Here is a 16269-nt window from a genome sequence, read left to right as displayed (position 1 = left end):
TGTGGTCCTCACAGATCGGGAAGCGGAATCGTCAGATTGGGCGCGATCAGGCCGCCGTCGACCTCGAGCACCTTGCCGGTGAGAAACGACCCGGCGGGCGAGGCGAGATACACCGCCGCCGCCGCGATATCGGTGGGCTCACCGAGGCGGCGCAGTGGCGTCGCCTGTTCCATCTGGCCGCGCATCTGCTCGTTGCCCGCGACGACCGCCAGCGCCGAGGTGAGGATCGAACCGGGTGCGATGGCGTTGACCCGCACCCGCGGGCTCAGATCGGCCGCGGCGGTGCGCGTGTAGTGGGCAAGCGCCGCCTTGGCCGTCGCGTACGCGGCGAACGCGCGGCCGGGCAACCGGCCCATGGTGGAGGTGATGTTGATGATCGAACCGCCCTCGGCCGTGGCGAGCATCCTCGGCACCGCGGCCCGCACCAGGGCATGCGCGGTGCCGACATTGAAGGTGAAGGCCTCGGCCAGGTCCTCGGGAGTGGTGTCCAGCAACGGTTTCGGCAGCGCCCCACCGACATTGTTGACGGCGATGTCGAGGCGCCCGAACCGCTCGACCGCCACCTCGGCGAGCGCGGCGGCGGCCGCCGGGTCGGCGAGGTCGGCGACGACGACCTCCGCCCGCCGGCCGGTGGCCGCCACCTGCTCGGCCACCGCACGCAGATCCGACTCGGTCCGCGCCGCTATCACCACATCGGCGCCCGCCTCGGCGAAACCGACGGCGATCGCGGCCCCGAGTCCGCGTCCTGCCCCGGTGACGACGGCGACGCGGTCGTCGAGCCGGAAGTGATCGAGAATCATGAAAGCCCCTCAGGCGTCGAATATTCGACTAATGTGTGGCGAATAGTCGAAGCAGTGTAGGGCGGGGCGACCCCGCGGACAAGGGGTTGTCATGGCGCAGTCGGCATCGCCGCCGACCCGGCGGGTCGTCGAGGTGATGGAGTTGCTCGCGAGCACGGGCAAGCCGCTCACGGCCTCGGAGGTCGCGACGGCACTGTCACTGGCGCGCGCCACGGTCACCGCCGTACTCACCGAACTCGCCGCGGCCGGATGGGTGCGCCGCGACGGGGAACGCCGCTTCCGGCCCGGCCCGGCCTTGGCGGCCCTGTCCCCGGTGGAATCCGAACTGCCCGAAGCGGCCGTACGGGCCGAACTGCGGGCGCTCGCGGTCGCGGCGGGCTGCGGGGTGACGCTGAGCAGAATCGAACGCGCCACCCTGACCGTGGTCGCCAAGGAGTACGCACCGGATGCCCGTGTGGTGCCGGGACTCGCTGTGGGTCAATCGATTCCGCTGGCCTACCCGGCGGGCGCGGCCGTCATGCCGTGGCGCGCGGAGGCCGAGCGTGCCGCCTGGTCGAAGACCGCTCCCGGCGAGGCCGCGGCACTGCTGGAATTCGTGCGGGCCAACGGGTGCGCGGTCTTCCGTCCCGACTCCGACGACGCGGGCGTTGTCGACGTGCTCGCCGACCTGCTCGGCGCCCTCGGCGCGGAACTCCTGCGACCCGACCTGCGCGCCCGCGTCTTGCGCCAGCTCGCCCGTCTCACCGCCCGCCCGTATCGCGACACCGAATTCACCGGTGACGATCCGCTGCCCGTGAGCTACCTGTCGGCCCCGGTGTTCGCCGGCGGCGCCGCACCCTACGAACTGCAGCTCGGCCCGCTGCGCCCGGCCGTGGGCCGCGCCGAGCGAATGGTCTACGTCGAGGCGATCACCGCAGGGGCCCAGGCGATGTCGGGCGTGCTGGGAAGGTAGTTCTCAGGCAGGCCGAGGCGTCAGGATCACCACCGGTATCCGGCGTTCGGTCCACGCCTGATAGGTGTCGAAATCGGCGTACAGGTCGACCAGCGCCGGCCACAGCCGAGCCCGCTGCTCGTCGTCGGCGACCACCGCCCGCACGGCCCGGCGCTCACGCCCGATCTGCACGTGCGTGTCCGGGTGTACGCACAGGTTCCGGTACCACTGCGGATGATTCGCCAACCCGCCCTGGGAGGCGACGACCACGATGTCGGCGCCGTCGACGAGGTAGAGCAGCGGAACAGTGAACTGCTTGCCCGTCTTACGGCCGCGATGCTCGAGCAACAGGGTGGGCACCGGCTTGCGGAAACCCGCGCCGATGCGCCAGGTACCGCCGATGCGCCCACCGGTGCGCCGGTAGATCGCCACCTGTGCCCGGCCGACGATCCGGAAGATCTTGGGCAGCACCGGATGATCGAGTTGACGCGGTCGTGGCGGTATGGTCACCCACCGACCATACATAGCGCTGCTCGATTGTATGGTCTGTTTCTCGTGCCCCGCCGTGAGTCGGCTGCGTCGAGCTGGTGACCGCCCGCTTCTGGACTCGTCGGTAACCGCACCTTCCGCTGGTGTAGTAACAGTGTTACTCTTCCTCGCGGCGCAGGGTGTGACGGGCCTCATGGATCCCTCCACCTGCGGCGTGAATCACTCCGGCGACGTCGCCGGGCGGTGGAAGGAAGGGTTCTCGATGGATCAGCAGGGTATCGGGCGAGGACGGCCGAAGACAGGCCGCGTCGTCCTGGGAGCAGCCGTTGCCTGTGCGATGGCGGCCACCGTCATGGTCGCGCAGACCGATACCTCGTCGGCCGAGCCGGTGGGCTCGTTCTACACCCCGCCCGCGCAGATCCCGCAGGAACCCGGCGCCATCGTCAAGACCGCCCCGATGACCCTGCTCGCCACCCCGCCCACCGAGAAGGGCTGGCCCGGCGCCGCCCAGTACGTCATGTACACCTCGCGCCTGCAGGACGGGTCACCCGTCGCGGTGTCGGGCACCTACCTCGAACCGGCCGGCCCCTGGCTCGGTGCCGGCCCACGCCCGACCGTCGTCATCGCACCCGGCACCTCGGGCCAAGCCGACCGGTGCGCCATGTCGCAGGCGTTCTCCACCGGCCTGAGCGTGCACACCGACCCGGCGCTCGGCTTGTCGGCGAACCAGGAACTGCCGTCCTCGGCGGTGTGGAGCCAACTCGGCGCGCGCGTGCTCGTCACCGACTACATCGGCCTCGGAACCCCGGGCATCCACACCTACGCCAATCGCATCGAGAGCGCCCACGCGGTGCTCGACGGCGCACGCGCGGCACATCGCCTGGCGGGTGTCGGTCCGGAGACACCGGTGGTGCTGTGGGGCTACTCGCAGGGCGGCGGTTCGACCGCGGCGGCCGCGGAGATGGCGCCGGACTACGCACCGGAACTCACGGTGAAGGGCACCTGGGCAGGTGGCCCCGTCGCCGACCTGTCCGCGATCCTCGCCAAGATCGACGGCGCCCTGATCAGCGGTGCCATCGGCTTCGCCGTGAACGGCATGGTCGCCCGCTATCCCGAGCTGAACCAGGCCGTCGACCGGGTCATCAGCCCGTCGGGCCGCGACATGCTCGCCACCCTGAGCGACTCGTGCATCGCCGACCTCATCACCCGCCACCCGTTCCTGAAGACCACGACGCTGACCAAGGACGGTCGCACGCTGACCGAGCACCTGGCCGAAATGCCCGAAGCCACCGCGGCTCTGGAAGAACTCCGGGTCGGCTCGATGACCCCGGCCACGCCGGTGCTCATCACCAGCGGGCTCAACGACGACACCGTGCCCTACGGCCAGGCCCGCGCGCTCGCCGAGACCTGGTGCGCCAAGGGTGCGACGGTCACCTTCCGCACCAACGAGCTGCCGCCGATCCTGCCCGGGACCACCATCCCGAACCATTTCGGTCCGGAGATGATCGACGGTTTCGGTCCCGACAACGCGATCACCTATCTGCTCGATCGCCTCGCGGACAAGCCGGTCACCGGCTGCACCTTCGACTGACTCCGGCGAGGATATCCCGTGAATACGTTCTCTCGCCGCAGTGTGCTCGCGGCCGGGGCGGCGCTGGGCGGCATGCTGCTCGGCGCCCGCCCGGGCCTCGCCGCGCCGATCCCGGCGCGCACCGGCACCATTCCCCTGACTCGTGAGGACCATCGGGTCGTCGTCATCGGCTCCGGATTCGGTGGCGGCGTCAGCGCTCTGCGGTTGGCGCAGGCGGGCGTGCCGGTCACCGTGCTCGAACGCGGGCTGCGCTGGCCGACCGGCCCGAACGCCGAAACCTTCCCGCGCGCATCCGCGCCGGACAAGCGGATGCTGTGGTGCCGGTCGAGCCCGAACCTGTTCGGGCGCCCACTGCTCGTCGAGCCCTATGCCGGGTTGGTCGAGGCAGTGCCCGGTGAGAACATGACCGCCCTGTGCGCCGCGGGTGTCGGCGGTGGTTCGCTGGTCTACCAGGGTATGTCGCTGCAGCCCGCCCAGGATGTGTTCGAGGCGCACTTCCCGCAGGAGCTGGATTGGGCGCGGATGAACCGGGTCCACTACCCGAGGGTGGCGGCGATGCTCGGCCTCGCCGAGGCGCCCGACGAGTTGGTGAACACCGAGAACTACCGCGTCGCGAGGATCTTCGCCGAACGGGTGCGCCAGGCCGGGCTGCCGCTGTCGAAGATCCCGATGCCCATCGACTGGAACTTCGCCCTCGCCGAACTGCGCGGGGAGATGAAGGCCTCCTACACCAACGGCGACGGCGCGATGGGAGTCAACAACGGCGGCAAGCATTCCGTCGACGTCACCTATATCGCCGCCGCCGAGGCCACCGGCAACTGCCGGGTGGAGACCCTGCACGAGGTCACCGACGTCGAGCGCGCGGCCGACGGCCGCTGGGTCGTGCACGTGCAACGGCTCGATTCCACCGGTGCCGTCGTCGAGCACAAGATCCTCACCACCGGTGCGCTCATCATGGCCGCGGGCAGCCTCAACACCACCCGCCTGCTGGTCCGTGCCGGTGCCAAGGGGCTGATCCCCGACCTACCCGACGACCTCGGCCGAGGCTGGGGAACCAATGCCGACCGCATCTACGTCTGGCGCGATCCGGCCGCGAATTTCGGTGCGGCACAGGGTGGTCCGGTGGTCTACGGCAGCAAGAACTGGCACGACCCGCACACCGCGCACACGGTGATCCAGGCGTCCATCCCACCCGTGTCCTTCGACGCGGGCAGCACGATGCTCGTCGGCTACGGCGTGAGCGACAGCCGTGGCGCCTTCACCTACGACGCCGCACGCGACGAGGCCGTACTGCGCTGGCCCGCCGACGGTGACCGGACCATTCAGGACAATCACATCGGACCGACGGTCGCGCGCATCGCGGGCCCCGGCGCCACGCTGCTCGACACCAACACCCTGTTCCCCTCCACCTGGCACCCGCTCGGCGGGGCCAATATGGGCGCCGTGTGCGACCTGAACGGCCGCGTACACGGCCAGCCGGGGCTCTACGTGCTCGACGGCGCGCTGCTGCCGGGCAGCGCCGCCGCGTGCAATCCGTCCATGACCATCGCCGCCGTGGCCGAACGGGCCATGGACGCCGTGGTCGTCGAAGACATCGGGGCTCGCATCTGAGTTCCGTGCACTACCCTGTCCGGGTGGCACGAAGGGGCGAAGGCGATCCGGCGCGCAGGATCACCGAGGTGACCCTCACGCTGCTCGAGACCGAAGGGTACGAGGCGGTGCAGTTGCGCACCGTCGCCCGGCTCGCCCACGCATCGCTGAGTACCGTCTACAAGCTCTACGCCACTCGCGACGAGCTCGTGCTAGCCGCCGTCGCGCAGTGGATGGCCACCAACACTTACACCGAACTCGAGCCGCCGCGCCCGGGGGAGTCACTGGCCGAGGTGCTCATCCGGGTGATCCGCTACGTCTTCGAACCGTGGGAGCGTCATCCGCGGATGCTGGCCGCCTACCATCACGCCAGGTCGGGTCCCGGCGGCCAGCGCCTCGACAATCAGGGCTTCGCCGCCATCCTGCCCGTGGTCGCCCCGATGTTCGCCACCCTCGACAAGGACTACGCCGCCGATCTCGCGCTCGTCCTGTCGAACATGGTCTTCGCCTTGCTCGCCCGCTTCGCGCACGGCGATCTCGATATCGCCGACATCGTGCCCGCCCTCGAGCGCACCATCACCCGGCTCACCGGTGACAACACGCCACTGGCCGCCGCCGCGCTCCGGGTGACCACCGCCGACAGCGGTGACTTCGCGTGGAACTCGGGTTTCGGTTCGCCCTACTCGCCGGGCGCCGCGACCGACGAGTCGTAACTCCATCTCCCACACGCTCTACGCACATCGATGGGCCATTGCTGTCCGCGCGCGTCGGTGATACTGTCCAGACAGGTGTCCAGCTCGGTGTCTCGCAGCTGAGAACGCCTGGGCGACAGGGGAAGGCGGGCGACGAGATGAGCAGACGCATCGTCGTTGATCTGGATCTGTGTCAGGGGCACGCCGCGTGCCAGGAGGAAGCGCCGGAGGTGTTCACGGTGCCCAAACGCGGGAAGGTCGAAATCCTCGTCGAACGGCCGTCGAGCGCCCAGCACGCGGCCGTCGCCGACGCGGTGACCTACTGCCCCACGCGGGCGCTGTCGATCGTCGACGACAGCGCGTCCGACGACGAAGGAGAATGACATGACCGGTTTTTCGCGCGGCGAACTGGAAGAGATGGTCCAGCGCTGGCTGGATGCGAACAAGCGCTGTGAGGCCGAAGGCGACTGGCGGCCGCTGGCCGACATGTACACCGAGGACGCCACCTACGGCTGGAACTACGGACCGAACCACGAGTTCATGGCGGTGGGTCGCGAGCAGATCCGTGAGATCGCGGTCGGCCAGGAGATGGACGGCCTCGAGGGCTGGACCTACCCGTATCAGCACGTGGTGATCGACGAGAAGACCGGTGACGTCGTCGGATTCTGGAAGCAGACCTCGAGCGCGACCCGTCCGGACGGCAGCAACTATCAGGTGCAGGGCATCGGTGGCAGCTGGTTCCGTTACGGCGGCGACTTCCAATGGTCCTGGCAGCGCGACTTCTTCGACTACGGCAACGTCGGCGCCTTGTTCATGGAGATGATGACGAACAAGGCGATGACCCCCGGCATGCTCACCCGCATCAAGAAGGCGACGACCGAGCAGCCGCTGCCGGGGTGGTACCCGATCGGGAAAGCACCGGTTCCGCTGTGGTGACACCGAATTCGCGACAGTCCTACGCCGGGCTGTCGCGCGCGCAACTGGCCACGCTCGTCCCGGAACTGCTGCTGTGCGGTCACCTGATCGACCGGTCGGGCATGCCGCACACGATCGGCGCGTTCGGTCGCGAGGGCATGACCGAGGTCGCCATCGACGAGTGGCAGGTCGCCAGTCCTGTCTACACCCGGCGGATGCAGGCCGCGCTCGGCTTCGCCGGTGAGGGTGTCGAAACGATCTTCAAGGGCCTGCAGCTCGATATCGGCGCCCCGCCACAGTTTCTCGACTTCCGCTTCCGCGTCGAGGATCACGATCACGGCGAGTTCTGGCTCGACCACTGTGGTGCGCTGGCCGATGTGGAACCGCTCGGCGACCAGTTCGTGCGGGCCATGTGTCACGACATCGAGGATCCGACCTTCGACGCGACCGCGCTGGCCACCAATCCGCACGCCCAGGTCCGTCCGATCCACCGCCCGCCGCGTGCGCCCGCGGACCGCGAGCCGGTGTGTGCGTGGCGGGTGGATATCGACCCGGCCAACGTACCGCCGCCGATTCCGCGCAATGCGGGGCTGGTGGCCGGGTCCGTCGCGGCGACCGTGGCGTTGTCACCGATCGACCCGGCCGACGACGGGACCGCCGACTACCGTGGCCCGTTGCTGAGCGATCTGCGGTTCGGCGATTTCTCCCGGTCGGCGCTGATCCGCATCGCCGAGGAGGTCGCGCTGCAACAGCACCTGCTAGTCGCCGGTTTCCTCATCGCGATCCGCGAACGGGTCGACGCCGAGCGTGTGGCGGAGATCGGGCGCAAGCAGTTCGCCGGTGTGGCGGGGGTGGCCGCGGAGCGGATCAGATCGGCCTTGGGTCTGGGTGGTGACCCGGAGTCGCTGGTGCGCGTGCTCGACCTGCATCCGGCGCTCAATCCGCGGCAGTACGTCGGCGCGAGAGTCGAAAGGTCCGGTGCAGGAGTGAGTCTCGTGCTCGAGCGTGGGTGCGGTGCGATCACCGACGGTGTGTGGCCCGCCCTGCTCGACCCCGACCATCTCGCACCGCTCGACGCGCTGGTGCGCGGTGTCGACCCGCACTACACCTGCCACACCTCGAAGGTGACCGACACCGAACTCGTCGTCGATGTCGTGCGTGCCGAGGAACCGGCCGCCGAGGCGGTGGAGGTGGCGCTGACCAGGATCAGCACCGGGGCCGCCTTCACCTTCACCGATCGCGGAATCCCGTTGCCGTTGACCGTCGTAGATTCAACTGGAGTGCGCAGTGACCGTTGACATGGAGACCTCGATCCCGTTCGACCCGTACGACTACGCCTTCCACGAGGACCCGTACCCCACCTACGCCCGGCTGCGGGCGGAGGCACCGGTGTATCGCAACGCGTCGATGGACTTCTGGGCGCTGTCGCGGCACCGCGATGTGCGGGCGGCGCTGCGCGACAGCGCCCGCCTGTCCAACAGCTGGGGTGTCTCGCTCGACCCCACCGCCTACGGGCCGGAAGCACACCGGTCCATGTCGTTCCTGGCGATGGACGACCCCAAGCACGCGCGCATCCGCAAGCTGGTGTCCAAGGGTTTCACCCCGCGCAGGCTCGCGGACCTGAGCGAACGGATCGCCGAACTCACCCGCAGCCACTGGGATCGGTGCCTGCAACTGGGCGAGTTCGACTACATCCGCGACTTCGCCGGGCTGCTGCCGATGGACGTGGTCTCGGAGATGCTCGGCGTCCCCGAATCCGACCGCGCCCACCTGCGCACCCAGTCGGATCTGCTGCTGCACCGTGAGGAGGGCGTGCTCGACGTGCCGCAGGGCGCGATCATGGCCTATCTCGAACTCACCGGTTACTACCGCGACCTGCTCGAAGGACGCCGCAATAACCCCGGCGAGGATCTGGTGTCGGTACTGATGGACGCCGAGATCACCGACGGCGACGCGGGCGCCACCCGCCTGTCCGACGCCGAGATCATCGGCTTCCTGATCCTGATGGTCGTCGCGGGCAACGAGACGACAACCAAACTGCTCGGCAACGCCATGTACTGGGGTTCGCGCTTCCCCGACGAGGTCGCCAAACCGTTGGCCGACCCGTCGCTCGTGCCGGACTGGACCGAAGAGACACTGCGCTACGACAATTCGACCCAGATCCTGGTGCGCCGTGTCCTCGCGGATGTCGAATTCGGCGAGCACACCATCGCGGCGGGGGAGCGGGTGCTGTTGCTGCTCGGCTCCGCCAACCGCGACGAGGACGTCTTCGACGACGCCGCCGAGTACCGTATCGGCCGCGACAGCTCCCAGACCCTGCTGAGTTTCGGTCTCGGCGTGCACTTCTGCCTCGGTGCGCACCTGGCGCGAATGGAGGCCAATATCGGCCTCGGGCAGATCGCGGCCTCCATCCGCGGCTACGAGATCGACACCGCCGCTGCCGAGCGGGTGCACTCGGTGAGTGTGCGCGGCTTCGCCACGCTGCCGATGTCGGTGCGGGCGCGGTAGGTCACTTCAGCGGCAGGGCGTTCTGCAGCCCACCGACATCGGCGATCCGCCAGTCCGCGTTGCGGTCGACCGTGAGCGAGTAGGCCACGGTGGTGAGGGTGCCGGTGGGATTCTGCACGCTGGTGGAGTTGACGGTGAGATAGGCGTTCACCTTGTACACCCCGCCCGACTCGGACACGACGCCCGCCGACAAGGGTGTCGCCGTCGAGGTCCATTGCAGCGGCAGCAGGATCTGCTCGAGTTGCGGCGCTGTCGCGTCGAACTTCCCCGAAAGCTGCGGTGTGGTTCCGGTTTTCAGCCGGGCCAGCCACGCCTTGGCGTCCCGGTAGTCGATGGTCGACGCCCCGAGCGCGTAGTCGAGGGCGATCTGTTCGACCCGGCGATCCTCGGCGACGCGCCGGTCGTGGTCGGCGATGGTGGTGCGCGCCGACAGATACAGCATTGCGAAGGCGGCCGTCGCGACCACCAGCGCCGCGACGGCACACCCGGTGAGCACGCTCGACAACCGGATCGAGAGGGTGCGTGGCCGAGTTCCGCCGGTGGCGGGCGTGTGGGGGCGGGTCTCGAGGTCAACGGTCATGGGGTGCCGGTCCTTTCTTGCCTATTTGATGCCGATGCGCAGATGCACCGTGTCGTCGCCGAGGCCGTGCAGGGCCTGGTCGAGCAGGGCGCCGAGATCGAGATCGGGTGCGGTGGCCACCGCGTCGCGCACCACCGGTTGCAGCATCGGGCCCAAGGCCGCGGCGCTCGGCCCGATCTTCGCGAGCAGCGCGTCGAGTTCGCGCACGAACACCAGCACCCCGCTCCCGGAGAAATAGTCGGCGACCGGACGGCTCTCGACCAGGGCCGACCCGGACTGCACGATGGCGCTGAGGGTGATGCCGAACTCGCCGAACAGCGGGCCCGCTGTGCTCAGCGACGGCCCCATCCAGTCGATGTCGGCGCCGAGGAATTGCAGGTCGGCGAACAGCTGACGCAGCCGGTCGGTGCGGCTGAGCAGCGTCGCCGCCAGCAGCGTGGTGGAGCGGCGCAGGGTCTGCATGGTCGCCTCGGTGCCGGCGAGGGCGCGGTCGAAGGTGTCGACCAGGCCTGCCATCACCTCGGGGCGGATCTGATCGAGCAGGTCGATGAGCCGGGTGGACAGGGTGGTGATGGTCATCGGCGCGGGCACGCGGTGCGCCGGAATGCGTTGTCCGTCGGTGAGATACGGCCCGGCATCGTCGGTGGGGTCGAAACCGATGTAGGGCTCGCCGAGTGCCGAAAGCTGTTCCACGCGGATCCGGCTCGCCACGGGAATCGGGTACCGCTCGTCGATCCGCAAGGCGACGAGCACCCCGTTCGCCTGCTTGCGCACCGACTCGGCCCGACCGACCGCGATCCCGTTGAGCAGCACCGGCGCGCCGGGACCGAGCCCACCCGAGGTGCTCAGTTCCAGCTCGACGGACAGGTAGTCGCGACGCGGGTCGATATTCAGCACCCCGAACGTCATGTACGCGACGCCGAGAACCAGCACGGCCGCGATGGCCGACAGCGACAGTGTGGCACGGGTATTCATCGGACGGCTCCGATCATCCGCAGCAGGTCGACGATTCGCGCGGTCTGCTCGTCGGTACTCATCGTCCCCGTGACCACGATCTCGATCACGTCGAGCTTCGGCCCGCGCTGGGCGAAGGGCAGCACCTTGGTGTGGATCAGGTCGACCAGCGTCTTCAGGTTCGACGGCGACGAGGTGTCCAGTGGCCTGCTGCCGAACAGCATCGGCACCACCGCGGCGGTCGTGGCGTCGAGCGAACCGAGCAGCGGCCCGAGCCAGGCGGCGCTCGGCGCGACCGGGCCGAGCGCGGTGAGGACGAAGATGACACCGATCTGGGCGTTGATCGCATCGGTGGTCTGGGTGACGCCGTAGGGCGTGAGCAGCTCGGCCAGTACCGGGGCGTTGTCGAGAACCCCGTCCTCGAGGGTGGCACCGAGACCGTCGAGGATCGCGTCGACCGAGTCGAGGTGGTCGGCGAGGTCGGACAGGTCCGTGCCGAGGGTTTCGGAGAGGCGGGCGGTGTCGCGCGGATCGGCGGGTAGCACGCCGTTCATCGTGGTGACGATGTCCTGCAGATCGGTGACCGCGCCGGTGCCGATGAACACCGACAGGGTGGCGAGGATGTCCTCGATGGCCGGGGCGCGGGTAGTGTCCGCCAGCGGGATCGTCGCGCCCGGTCCCAGTGTGCCGGTGGTGGGTTCGCTGGGTTCGGTGAGCGCGATGTGCACGTCGCCCAGTGGGCTGTTCTGGCGCAGCTCGGCCGAGGTGCCAACCGGCAGCCGAACCGTGTCGTCGATCTCGACTTCCGCTGTGGCATGGCCGTTTTCGCTGAGAGCGACCGACGAGAGCTTGCCCACCCGGACACCGTCGGCGATCACCTTCGCGCCCTGCGGCAGGTTGAGGACACTGGCGAACTCGATGTGCAGCCGATAGGTGGGTTCGCCGGTGCCCGGCAGAGCCGTTCCGCATCCGAGCAGGGTGCAGGCCACTACGACGATCAGGAACAGGTGTCGGAGCCGACCGCGTCTCCCGAGCGGGAGCTGTTTCCACACCCGGCACGTCGTCGACGTCATCGCGTACTCACCGCCGCGAGCAGGGCCGGAAGCGCGGGCAGGGTGAGTGTGCCGTCCGGCGCGAGCGCACACGGTTGCCCGGTCACCGCCTGGATCGCCGCACACAGGTGCGGTGAGTCGGCTTGGGGCACAGCCAGTTCCGGAGGCGCGTACCCGATGGTGGGGCGCCCGCTGTCCGGATCGATACTCGCGGCGAAGCCCGAGGCGAGCGCGGGGGTGAGCCGGATGACCTCGGCAACCGAGCCGAATCCCGCTGTCAGCAGCGCGGGCAGGTCGGCGATCGTGTCGAGCGCACGGACCGCCGGGGTGCCGATCATCATCATCACGTCGTTGAGCTGGGGCAGGACCTGGATCAGGTAGGTGACGATGTCGATGATCGGTGGGAAGGCGATGGTGACGATGTCGTCGAATGTCCGCGGCAGCTCGATCGTCATCGCCCGCACGGTGTCCCACCCGTTGCGGGCGTGCCGTACCAGCTCGGTGAGGGCATCGATGAGGTTGCCGAGGTGCCCGATCGCGGCATCGGGGGCGGCCAGTGCCCGGCCGAGTCGGTGCAGGACCGCGTTGATGTCCTCGCCGGTGCCCGCGGTCGCCCGATCCAGCGCCGACAAGCCCGAGCCGAGGGCGGTGCGCTGCGTGGGATCGTCGGCGGCGTTCAGTTCGTCGGCCAGCCCGGCGAGTGCGTCGAAGGTCTCCGAAAGGCTCAGCGGCGTCAGTGTTCTGGTGATGCACGTGCCCGGGTCCCAGCCACCGGTGGCCGGTTCGTCGCCGACGAGAGCGAGATGGCGATCGGCCACCAGGGTGTCGCTCACGGTCACCGCACCCACATCCGGGGGCAGCCGGCGATCGGCGCGCACAGTGAACCGCACGCGGGCCGAGGCGCCGTGCGGCTCGATGCCGGTGACCTCACCGACCGGGATGCCGAGCACGGTGACGGAGCTGCCCCGGTAGAGCCCGACGCTGTCGGGCATGTCCGCGCAATAGGTGTGCACCGACGGCGCGGGCCGTGACAGCTGTAATGCCACCGCGCCCGCGAGGACGACGACGAGCACCACCGCCGTGGACATGAACCCGCGCGAACCGAGCAGGCGTGTCATCATCAGCACCCACCTCCCGGCACCGGCACACAGATACGTTCCGGCACGATCGTCACCGCCGAGTGGTCGATGCTCACCCCGTCGCCACCGGCGAGCAGCGGCGTCAATCGTTGTTCCAGCGCCACCAGTGCTTCGAAGAGCGAACCCAGGTGCGTGCCCAGGTTTTCCAGGCCCGCGACGGCGTCGGCGAGCGGTTGCGCGCGGGCTCGCAGGTCGCGGTCCCAGGCCCGGCCGAGCGGGGACGCCTTGCGCAGCACATCGGACAAGTCCCCCAGCGCCTGGCTGACGATGGCCTTGTTGGTCTGCACCAGCGTCTCGAGGGTGTGCAAATTGCGTACCAATTGGGCGAGCACCTGCGAACTCCCGTTCAGCGCGGTGAGGTACTCGTCGGCGAAGGCGAGCGCTCGGGAGATGTCGGCGTTCTGGGTGTTCAGCACCGCGACGAGGTCACCGGCGGCGCGCAACGCCGAGCGGAAAGCGTCGGGGCTGTCGTCGAACGAGGTGGACAGGGCGGCCAGGTTCTGTCGCAGCACCGCGCCGTCGATCTCGCGCACGGGTCGTACCGCGTCCTGGAAGACCTCGGTGAGGTTGTAGGGCAGGATCACTCGCTCCCGGGGGATCACGGCCGAACCGAGGGGAGCGGTGCCCGCCGGTCGCAGGGCGACGTAGTAGCCGCCCACCACCGTCAGCATGCGGATCTCCAGGATCGTCTGATCGCCGACGGCCACGTCCTCGCGCACGGTGAACGTCATCCGTACTCGATCCGCAAGCAGGGCCAGCGTCCGTACCCGGCCGACACCGATCCCCGCGATCCGCACATCGTCGCCTTCGCGCAGCGCACCCGCGTCGGTCAGTTCGGCGTGGTACACCCGCTCGGCATCCGTCCCGACCACCGCGACCACACCCAGCGCGATCATGAGCAGCACGGCACCGCACAGTCCGGCCAGCCCCCAGCGCAGGTCACCCGCACGCCCGTCGGTGCGCCGGCCGAGCAAGGCACGCAGTCGTCTCATCGGGTGCGGCACAGCGTCACCCCCTGCCCGCCGAACAGCACCCGCAACGGCTCCGGCGCCTCCGCGACCCCATGCGTGCACGTGCCTGCCGCGACACTCGGGGGAACGGTGCCTGCCATGGTCTGGATCAGGCCGGGCAGTGCGGCGAAGACCTCGGCCGCCACCTGTGGATCGGGAAACGCGTTGCGCAACACCAGGTCCAGATCGCTGCCCTCGTCGCCGGTGATGCCCGCGACGGTCAGCATCGACCGAATCGGCTGCAGCACCGGCGGAATGGCGACGGAGAAATCGACCAGACCGGGCAGCTTGTCGGCGATGGCGGTGAACAAACCCGTGAGGTTGGTCAGCACCCGCACCGCCTGCGCCGACTTACCGCCCAGGCGCTCCGCGATCACGGCCAGATTCCGCACCAGCGTCGACAGCACGACCTGCCGGTCGGAGGCGTAGCGGCTCAGGGTGTCGACCGCGTCGAGAGCGGGACCCAGACCGGCGCCGTCACCCTGGATCACGGCGAGCAGACTGGTGGTGAACCGGTTGATCTCCTCGGTGGACAGCTGCGCGAGCACCGGCTGCAAACCCTTGAACAGCGTGGTGATGTCGAACGAAGGAACGGTCTCGGCGGTCCCGAACACCTGCTCGGGGGCGCGCGGTGTACTCGGTCGCTGCGGTGCGACGATCTCCAGATAGCGGAAACCGGTGAGGTTCTGATACCTGACGGCGATGGTGGCTGCCGTGTCGACGGGGTGCGCACGCAGCACGGTGAACCGGACGCGGGCCAGTGCGCCGTCGAGCTCGATCCCCGACACCTTGCCGACCGCGACACCGTGCAACCGCACGTCGTCGCCCGTGCGCAGCCCGTTGGCGTCGGTGAACAGCGCGGTGAACGACTCGGTGTCGCCGCGCACCGGTCGCTCGATCAACCGGAAGATCCCGGCCAGCGCGACGGCGGTGAGAGTCAGTGCGATCGCCACGCGCACGGCGAGCCTTCGAGTCCTCATCAGCGGCCTCCGTTCGGCAGCAGTGCGGACAGCGGCCCGGCCAGACCTGGGACGGTGTCGAGTTCGACCGAGACCCGCAGCACGGGACCGTCGGGGGTGTCACGGAACGCGGCGCCGAGGCGTTCGAGCAGCGTGGTGAGCTGATCCGCCGATCGACCCGGTGGACCCATGGTCGCGGTCACCTCGTCGAGCAGCAGCGTGGCCATCGGCATCATGTCGCCGAAATGTGTGCGCGCGGTGGTCATCAGCGCGGTGACGGCGGGCAGGAGCTGGTATTGCATATCGCCCCAGAACTGCCCGAATCGTGCGATGTTCGCCGGCGAGCGCAGGTACTCGTTGGTGTAGGCGGCTTCGAGCACGTCGACGGCGCCGGTCAGCATCGGCGGCATACCGGCCAGCACCGAACCGAAGGAACTCGCCAGCTCCGACGGCGGCAGTTCGCGGGTGTCGGCGTAGGCGCGCAGGGTGGCGCCGAGTGCTTCCAGCAGCGGGGTGAAGGCACGCAGGTCACCGGCGATGGTGTGCAGCAGTGCGGCCAGTTTCGGGGTGAGTACCTGCTCGACGAGTCCGCCGGTGGAGCGCAGCAGCGCCGCCAACGTGGCGTCGCGGACGCGGCCGTCGTCGAGGTCGACCGAGGAACCGTTCCCGAGCTCGGTGCCACCGGGCCGCGCGACGAGATTCAGCGCGCTGATGCCGAACAGATTGCCCGGCGCGAACTCGACATCGACGGTGTCGGTGAGCCCGAACAGCTGCGGCCGGTCGAGCACCAGGGTGAGGTGTTCGCGCCCCAGACCGGCCGGTGCGATGGCCTCGACCGTCCCGACCCGCACTCCGTCGAGACGGACATCGGTGCCGGGGGCGATGCCCGCGCCGACCCGCTCGGTCCGCAAGGTCACCCGGATGTGCTCGGCGGCAAGGGATTCCGGCCACACCTGCCAGGCCAGCACGCTCGCCAGCGCGACCAGGATCGCGCAGAAACCGAGGACGCGGGCGCGCATCGGCCCGACCTCGGTTCCGGGAAGTGCGTACGGCGGCATG

Annotated in this window: 17 protein-coding genes; 8 read left to right on the top strand and 9 right to left on the bottom strand. The window is 69.3% G+C overall.

Annotated elements, in window-relative coordinates:
• Positions 1 to 8: 8 nt before the first annotated feature.
• Positions 9 to 800, bottom strand: coding sequence for an SDR family oxidoreductase (locus AB0I35_RS18035; protein WP_357397192.1), 792 nt, complete (start codon positions 798 to 800; stop codon positions 9 to 11).
• A gap of 91 nt (positions 801 to 891) precedes the next feature.
• Here AB0I35_RS18035 and AB0I35_RS18030 point away from each other — a divergent pair, with 91 nt between their 5' ends.
• Positions 892 to 1752, top strand: a complete 861-nt coding sequence (locus tag AB0I35_RS18030; protein WP_357397190.1) for a helix-turn-helix domain-containing protein — start codon at positions 892 to 894, stop codon at positions 1750 to 1752.
• Positions 1753 to 1755: 3 nt separating this feature from the next.
• Here the strand turns inward: AB0I35_RS18030 and AB0I35_RS18025 are convergent, their stop codons facing one another.
• Positions 1756 to 2241, bottom strand: coding sequence for a nitroreductase family deazaflavin-dependent oxidoreductase (locus AB0I35_RS18025; protein WP_357397189.1), 486 nt, complete (start codon positions 2239 to 2241; stop codon positions 1756 to 1758).
• 316 nt (positions 2242 to 2557) lie between these two features.
• Here AB0I35_RS18025 and AB0I35_RS18020 point away from each other — a divergent pair, with 316 nt between their 5' ends.
• The 7 genes from AB0I35_RS18020 (at position 2558) to AB0I35_RS17990 (ending at position 9516) form a co-directional block, all read left to right on the top strand.
• The gene (locus AB0I35_RS18020; RefSeq protein ID WP_357397372.1) at positions 2558 to 3811 is read left to right on the top strand and encodes a lipase family protein; all 1254 of its coding nucleotides are present in this window, start codon (positions 2558 to 2560) and stop codon (positions 3809 to 3811) included.
• An 18-nt stretch (positions 3812 to 3829) separates the two neighbouring features.
• Entirely contained in the window at positions 3830 to 5422 is a 1593-nt protein-coding gene (locus AB0I35_RS18015; protein WP_357397188.1) for a GMC oxidoreductase, read from the top strand.
• 23 nt (positions 5423 to 5445) lie between these two features.
• Positions 5446 to 6114: a TetR family transcriptional regulator gene (locus AB0I35_RS18010; RefSeq protein ID WP_357397187.1), complete on the top strand. Its 669-nt coding sequence runs from the start codon at positions 5446 to 5448 to the stop codon at positions 6112 to 6114.
• 137 nt (positions 6115 to 6251) lie between these two features.
• The gene (locus AB0I35_RS18005; RefSeq protein WP_357397186.1) at positions 6252 to 6476 is read left to right on the top strand and encodes a ferredoxin; all 225 of its coding nucleotides are present in this window, start codon (positions 6252 to 6254) and stop codon (positions 6474 to 6476) included.
• A gap of 1 nt (position 6477) precedes the next feature.
• Positions 6478 to 7029 (top strand): nuclear transport factor 2 family protein, encoded by a 552-nt coding sequence (locus AB0I35_RS18000; protein WP_067487481.1) that lies wholly within the window; start codon positions 6478 to 6480, stop codon positions 7027 to 7029.
• Positions 7023 to 8306 (top strand): hypothetical protein, encoded by a 1284-nt coding sequence (locus AB0I35_RS17995; protein WP_357397185.1) that lies wholly within the window; start codon positions 7023 to 7025, stop codon positions 8304 to 8306. Before AB0I35_RS18000 ends, AB0I35_RS17995 begins: the two co-directional genes overlap by 7 nt.
• 1 nt (position 8307) lies before the next feature.
• Positions 8308 to 9516 (top strand): cytochrome P450, encoded by a 1209-nt coding sequence (locus AB0I35_RS17990; protein WP_357397371.1) that lies wholly within the window; start codon positions 8308 to 8310, stop codon positions 9514 to 9516.
• A 1-nt stretch (position 9517) separates the two neighbouring features.
• On the opposite strand, the gene AB0I35_RS17985 is transcribed toward AB0I35_RS17990, so the two are convergent.
• The 7 genes from AB0I35_RS17985 to AB0I35_RS17955 are packed head-to-tail and all read right to left on the bottom strand — an operon-like array spanning position 9518 to position 16268.
• Positions 9518 to 10096 (bottom strand): hypothetical protein, encoded by a 579-nt coding sequence (locus AB0I35_RS17985; protein WP_357397183.1) that lies wholly within the window; start codon positions 10094 to 10096, stop codon positions 9518 to 9520.
• A 21-nt stretch (positions 10097 to 10117) separates the two neighbouring features.
• Positions 10118 to 11071: an MlaD family protein gene (locus AB0I35_RS17980; protein ID WP_357397182.1), complete on the bottom strand. Its 954-nt coding sequence runs from the start codon at positions 11069 to 11071 to the stop codon at positions 10118 to 10120.
• Complete coding sequence (locus tag AB0I35_RS17975; protein ID WP_357397181.1) at positions 11068 to 12123, bottom strand: MlaD family protein; 1056 nt, start codon at positions 12121 to 12123, stop codon at positions 11068 to 11070. The genes AB0I35_RS17980 and AB0I35_RS17975 overlap by 4 nt, the downstream gene beginning before the upstream one ends.
• The gene (locus AB0I35_RS17970; RefSeq protein ID WP_357397180.1) at positions 12120 to 13223 is read right to left on the bottom strand and encodes an MlaD family protein; all 1104 of its coding nucleotides are present in this window, start codon (positions 13221 to 13223) and stop codon (positions 12120 to 12122) included. Before AB0I35_RS17970 ends, AB0I35_RS17975 begins: the two co-directional genes overlap by 4 nt.
• Positions 13223 to 14233, bottom strand: a complete 1011-nt coding sequence (locus AB0I35_RS17965; RefSeq protein ID WP_357397178.1) for an MlaD family protein — start codon at positions 14231 to 14233, stop codon at positions 13223 to 13225. The genes AB0I35_RS17970 and AB0I35_RS17965 overlap by 1 nt, the downstream gene beginning before the upstream one ends.
• Positions 14230 to 15231, bottom strand: a complete 1002-nt coding sequence (locus AB0I35_RS17960) for an MlaD family protein (protein ID WP_357397177.1) — start codon at positions 15229 to 15231, stop codon at positions 14230 to 14232. Before AB0I35_RS17960 ends, AB0I35_RS17965 begins: the two co-directional genes overlap by 4 nt.
• Positions 15231 to 16268: an MlaD family protein gene (locus AB0I35_RS17955; protein WP_357397175.1), complete on the bottom strand. Its 1038-nt coding sequence runs from the start codon at positions 16266 to 16268 to the stop codon at positions 15231 to 15233. Before AB0I35_RS17955 ends, AB0I35_RS17960 begins: the two co-directional genes overlap by 1 nt.
• Between the last annotated feature and the right edge of the window lies 1 nt (position 16269).

Source organism: Nocardia sp. NPDC050378, assembly GCF_040655675.1.
Classification (GTDB): Bacteria; Actinomycetota; Actinomycetes; order Mycobacteriales; family Mycobacteriaceae; genus Nocardia; species Nocardia coubleae.
This window is presented reverse-complemented; position numbering and strand designations above follow the sequence as displayed.

What these genes read in the sequence shown, in the direction of transcription:
- AB0I35_RS18035 (WP_357397192.1), bottom strand. Translation starts at nt 800, where the DNA reads ATGATTCTCGATCACTTCCGGCTCGACGACCGCGTCGCCGTCGTCACC.
- AB0I35_RS18030 (WP_357397190.1), top strand. Translation starts at nt 892, where the DNA reads ATGGCGCAGTCGGCATCGCCGCCGACCCGGCGGGTCGTCGAGGTGATG.
- AB0I35_RS18020 (WP_357397372.1), top strand. Translation starts at nt 2,558, where the DNA reads ATGGCGGCCACCGTCATGGTCGCGCAGACCGATACCTCGTCGGCCGAG.
- AB0I35_RS18005 (WP_357397186.1), top strand. Translation starts at nt 6,252, where the DNA reads ATGAGCAGACGCATCGTCGTTGATCTGGATCTGTGTCAGGGGCACGCC.
- AB0I35_RS18000 (WP_067487481.1), top strand. Translation starts at nt 6,478, where the DNA reads ATGACCGGTTTTTCGCGCGGCGAACTGGAAGAGATGGTCCAGCGCTGG.
- AB0I35_RS17990 (WP_357397371.1), top strand. Translation starts at nt 8,308, where the DNA reads ATGGAGACCTCGATCCCGTTCGACCCGTACGACTACGCCTTCCACGAG.
- AB0I35_RS17985 (WP_357397183.1), bottom strand. Translation starts at nt 10,096, where the DNA reads ATGACCGTTGACCTCGAGACCCGCCCCCACACGCCCGCCACCGGCGGA.
- AB0I35_RS17980 (WP_357397182.1), bottom strand. Translation starts at nt 11,071, where the DNA reads ATGAATACCCGTGCCACACTGTCGCTGTCGGCCATCGCGGCCGTGCTG.
- AB0I35_RS17975 (WP_357397181.1), bottom strand. Translation starts at nt 12,123, where the DNA reads ATGACGTCGACGACGTGCCGGGTGTGGAAACAGCTCCCGCTCGGGAGA.
- AB0I35_RS17970 (WP_357397180.1), bottom strand. Translation starts at nt 13,223, where the DNA reads ATGATGACACGCCTGCTCGGTTCGCGCGGGTTCATGTCCACGGCGGTG.
- AB0I35_RS17965 (WP_357397178.1), bottom strand. Translation starts at nt 14,233, where the DNA reads ATGAGACGACTGCGTGCCTTGCTCGGCCGGCGCACCGACGGGCGTGCG.
- AB0I35_RS17960 (WP_357397177.1), bottom strand. Translation starts at nt 15,231, where the DNA reads ATGAGGACTCGAAGGCTCGCCGTGCGCGTGGCGATCGCACTGACTCTC.
- AB0I35_RS17955 (WP_357397175.1), bottom strand. Translation starts at nt 16,268, where the DNA reads ATGCCGCCGTACGCACTTCCCGGAACCGAGGTCGGGCCGATGCGCGCC.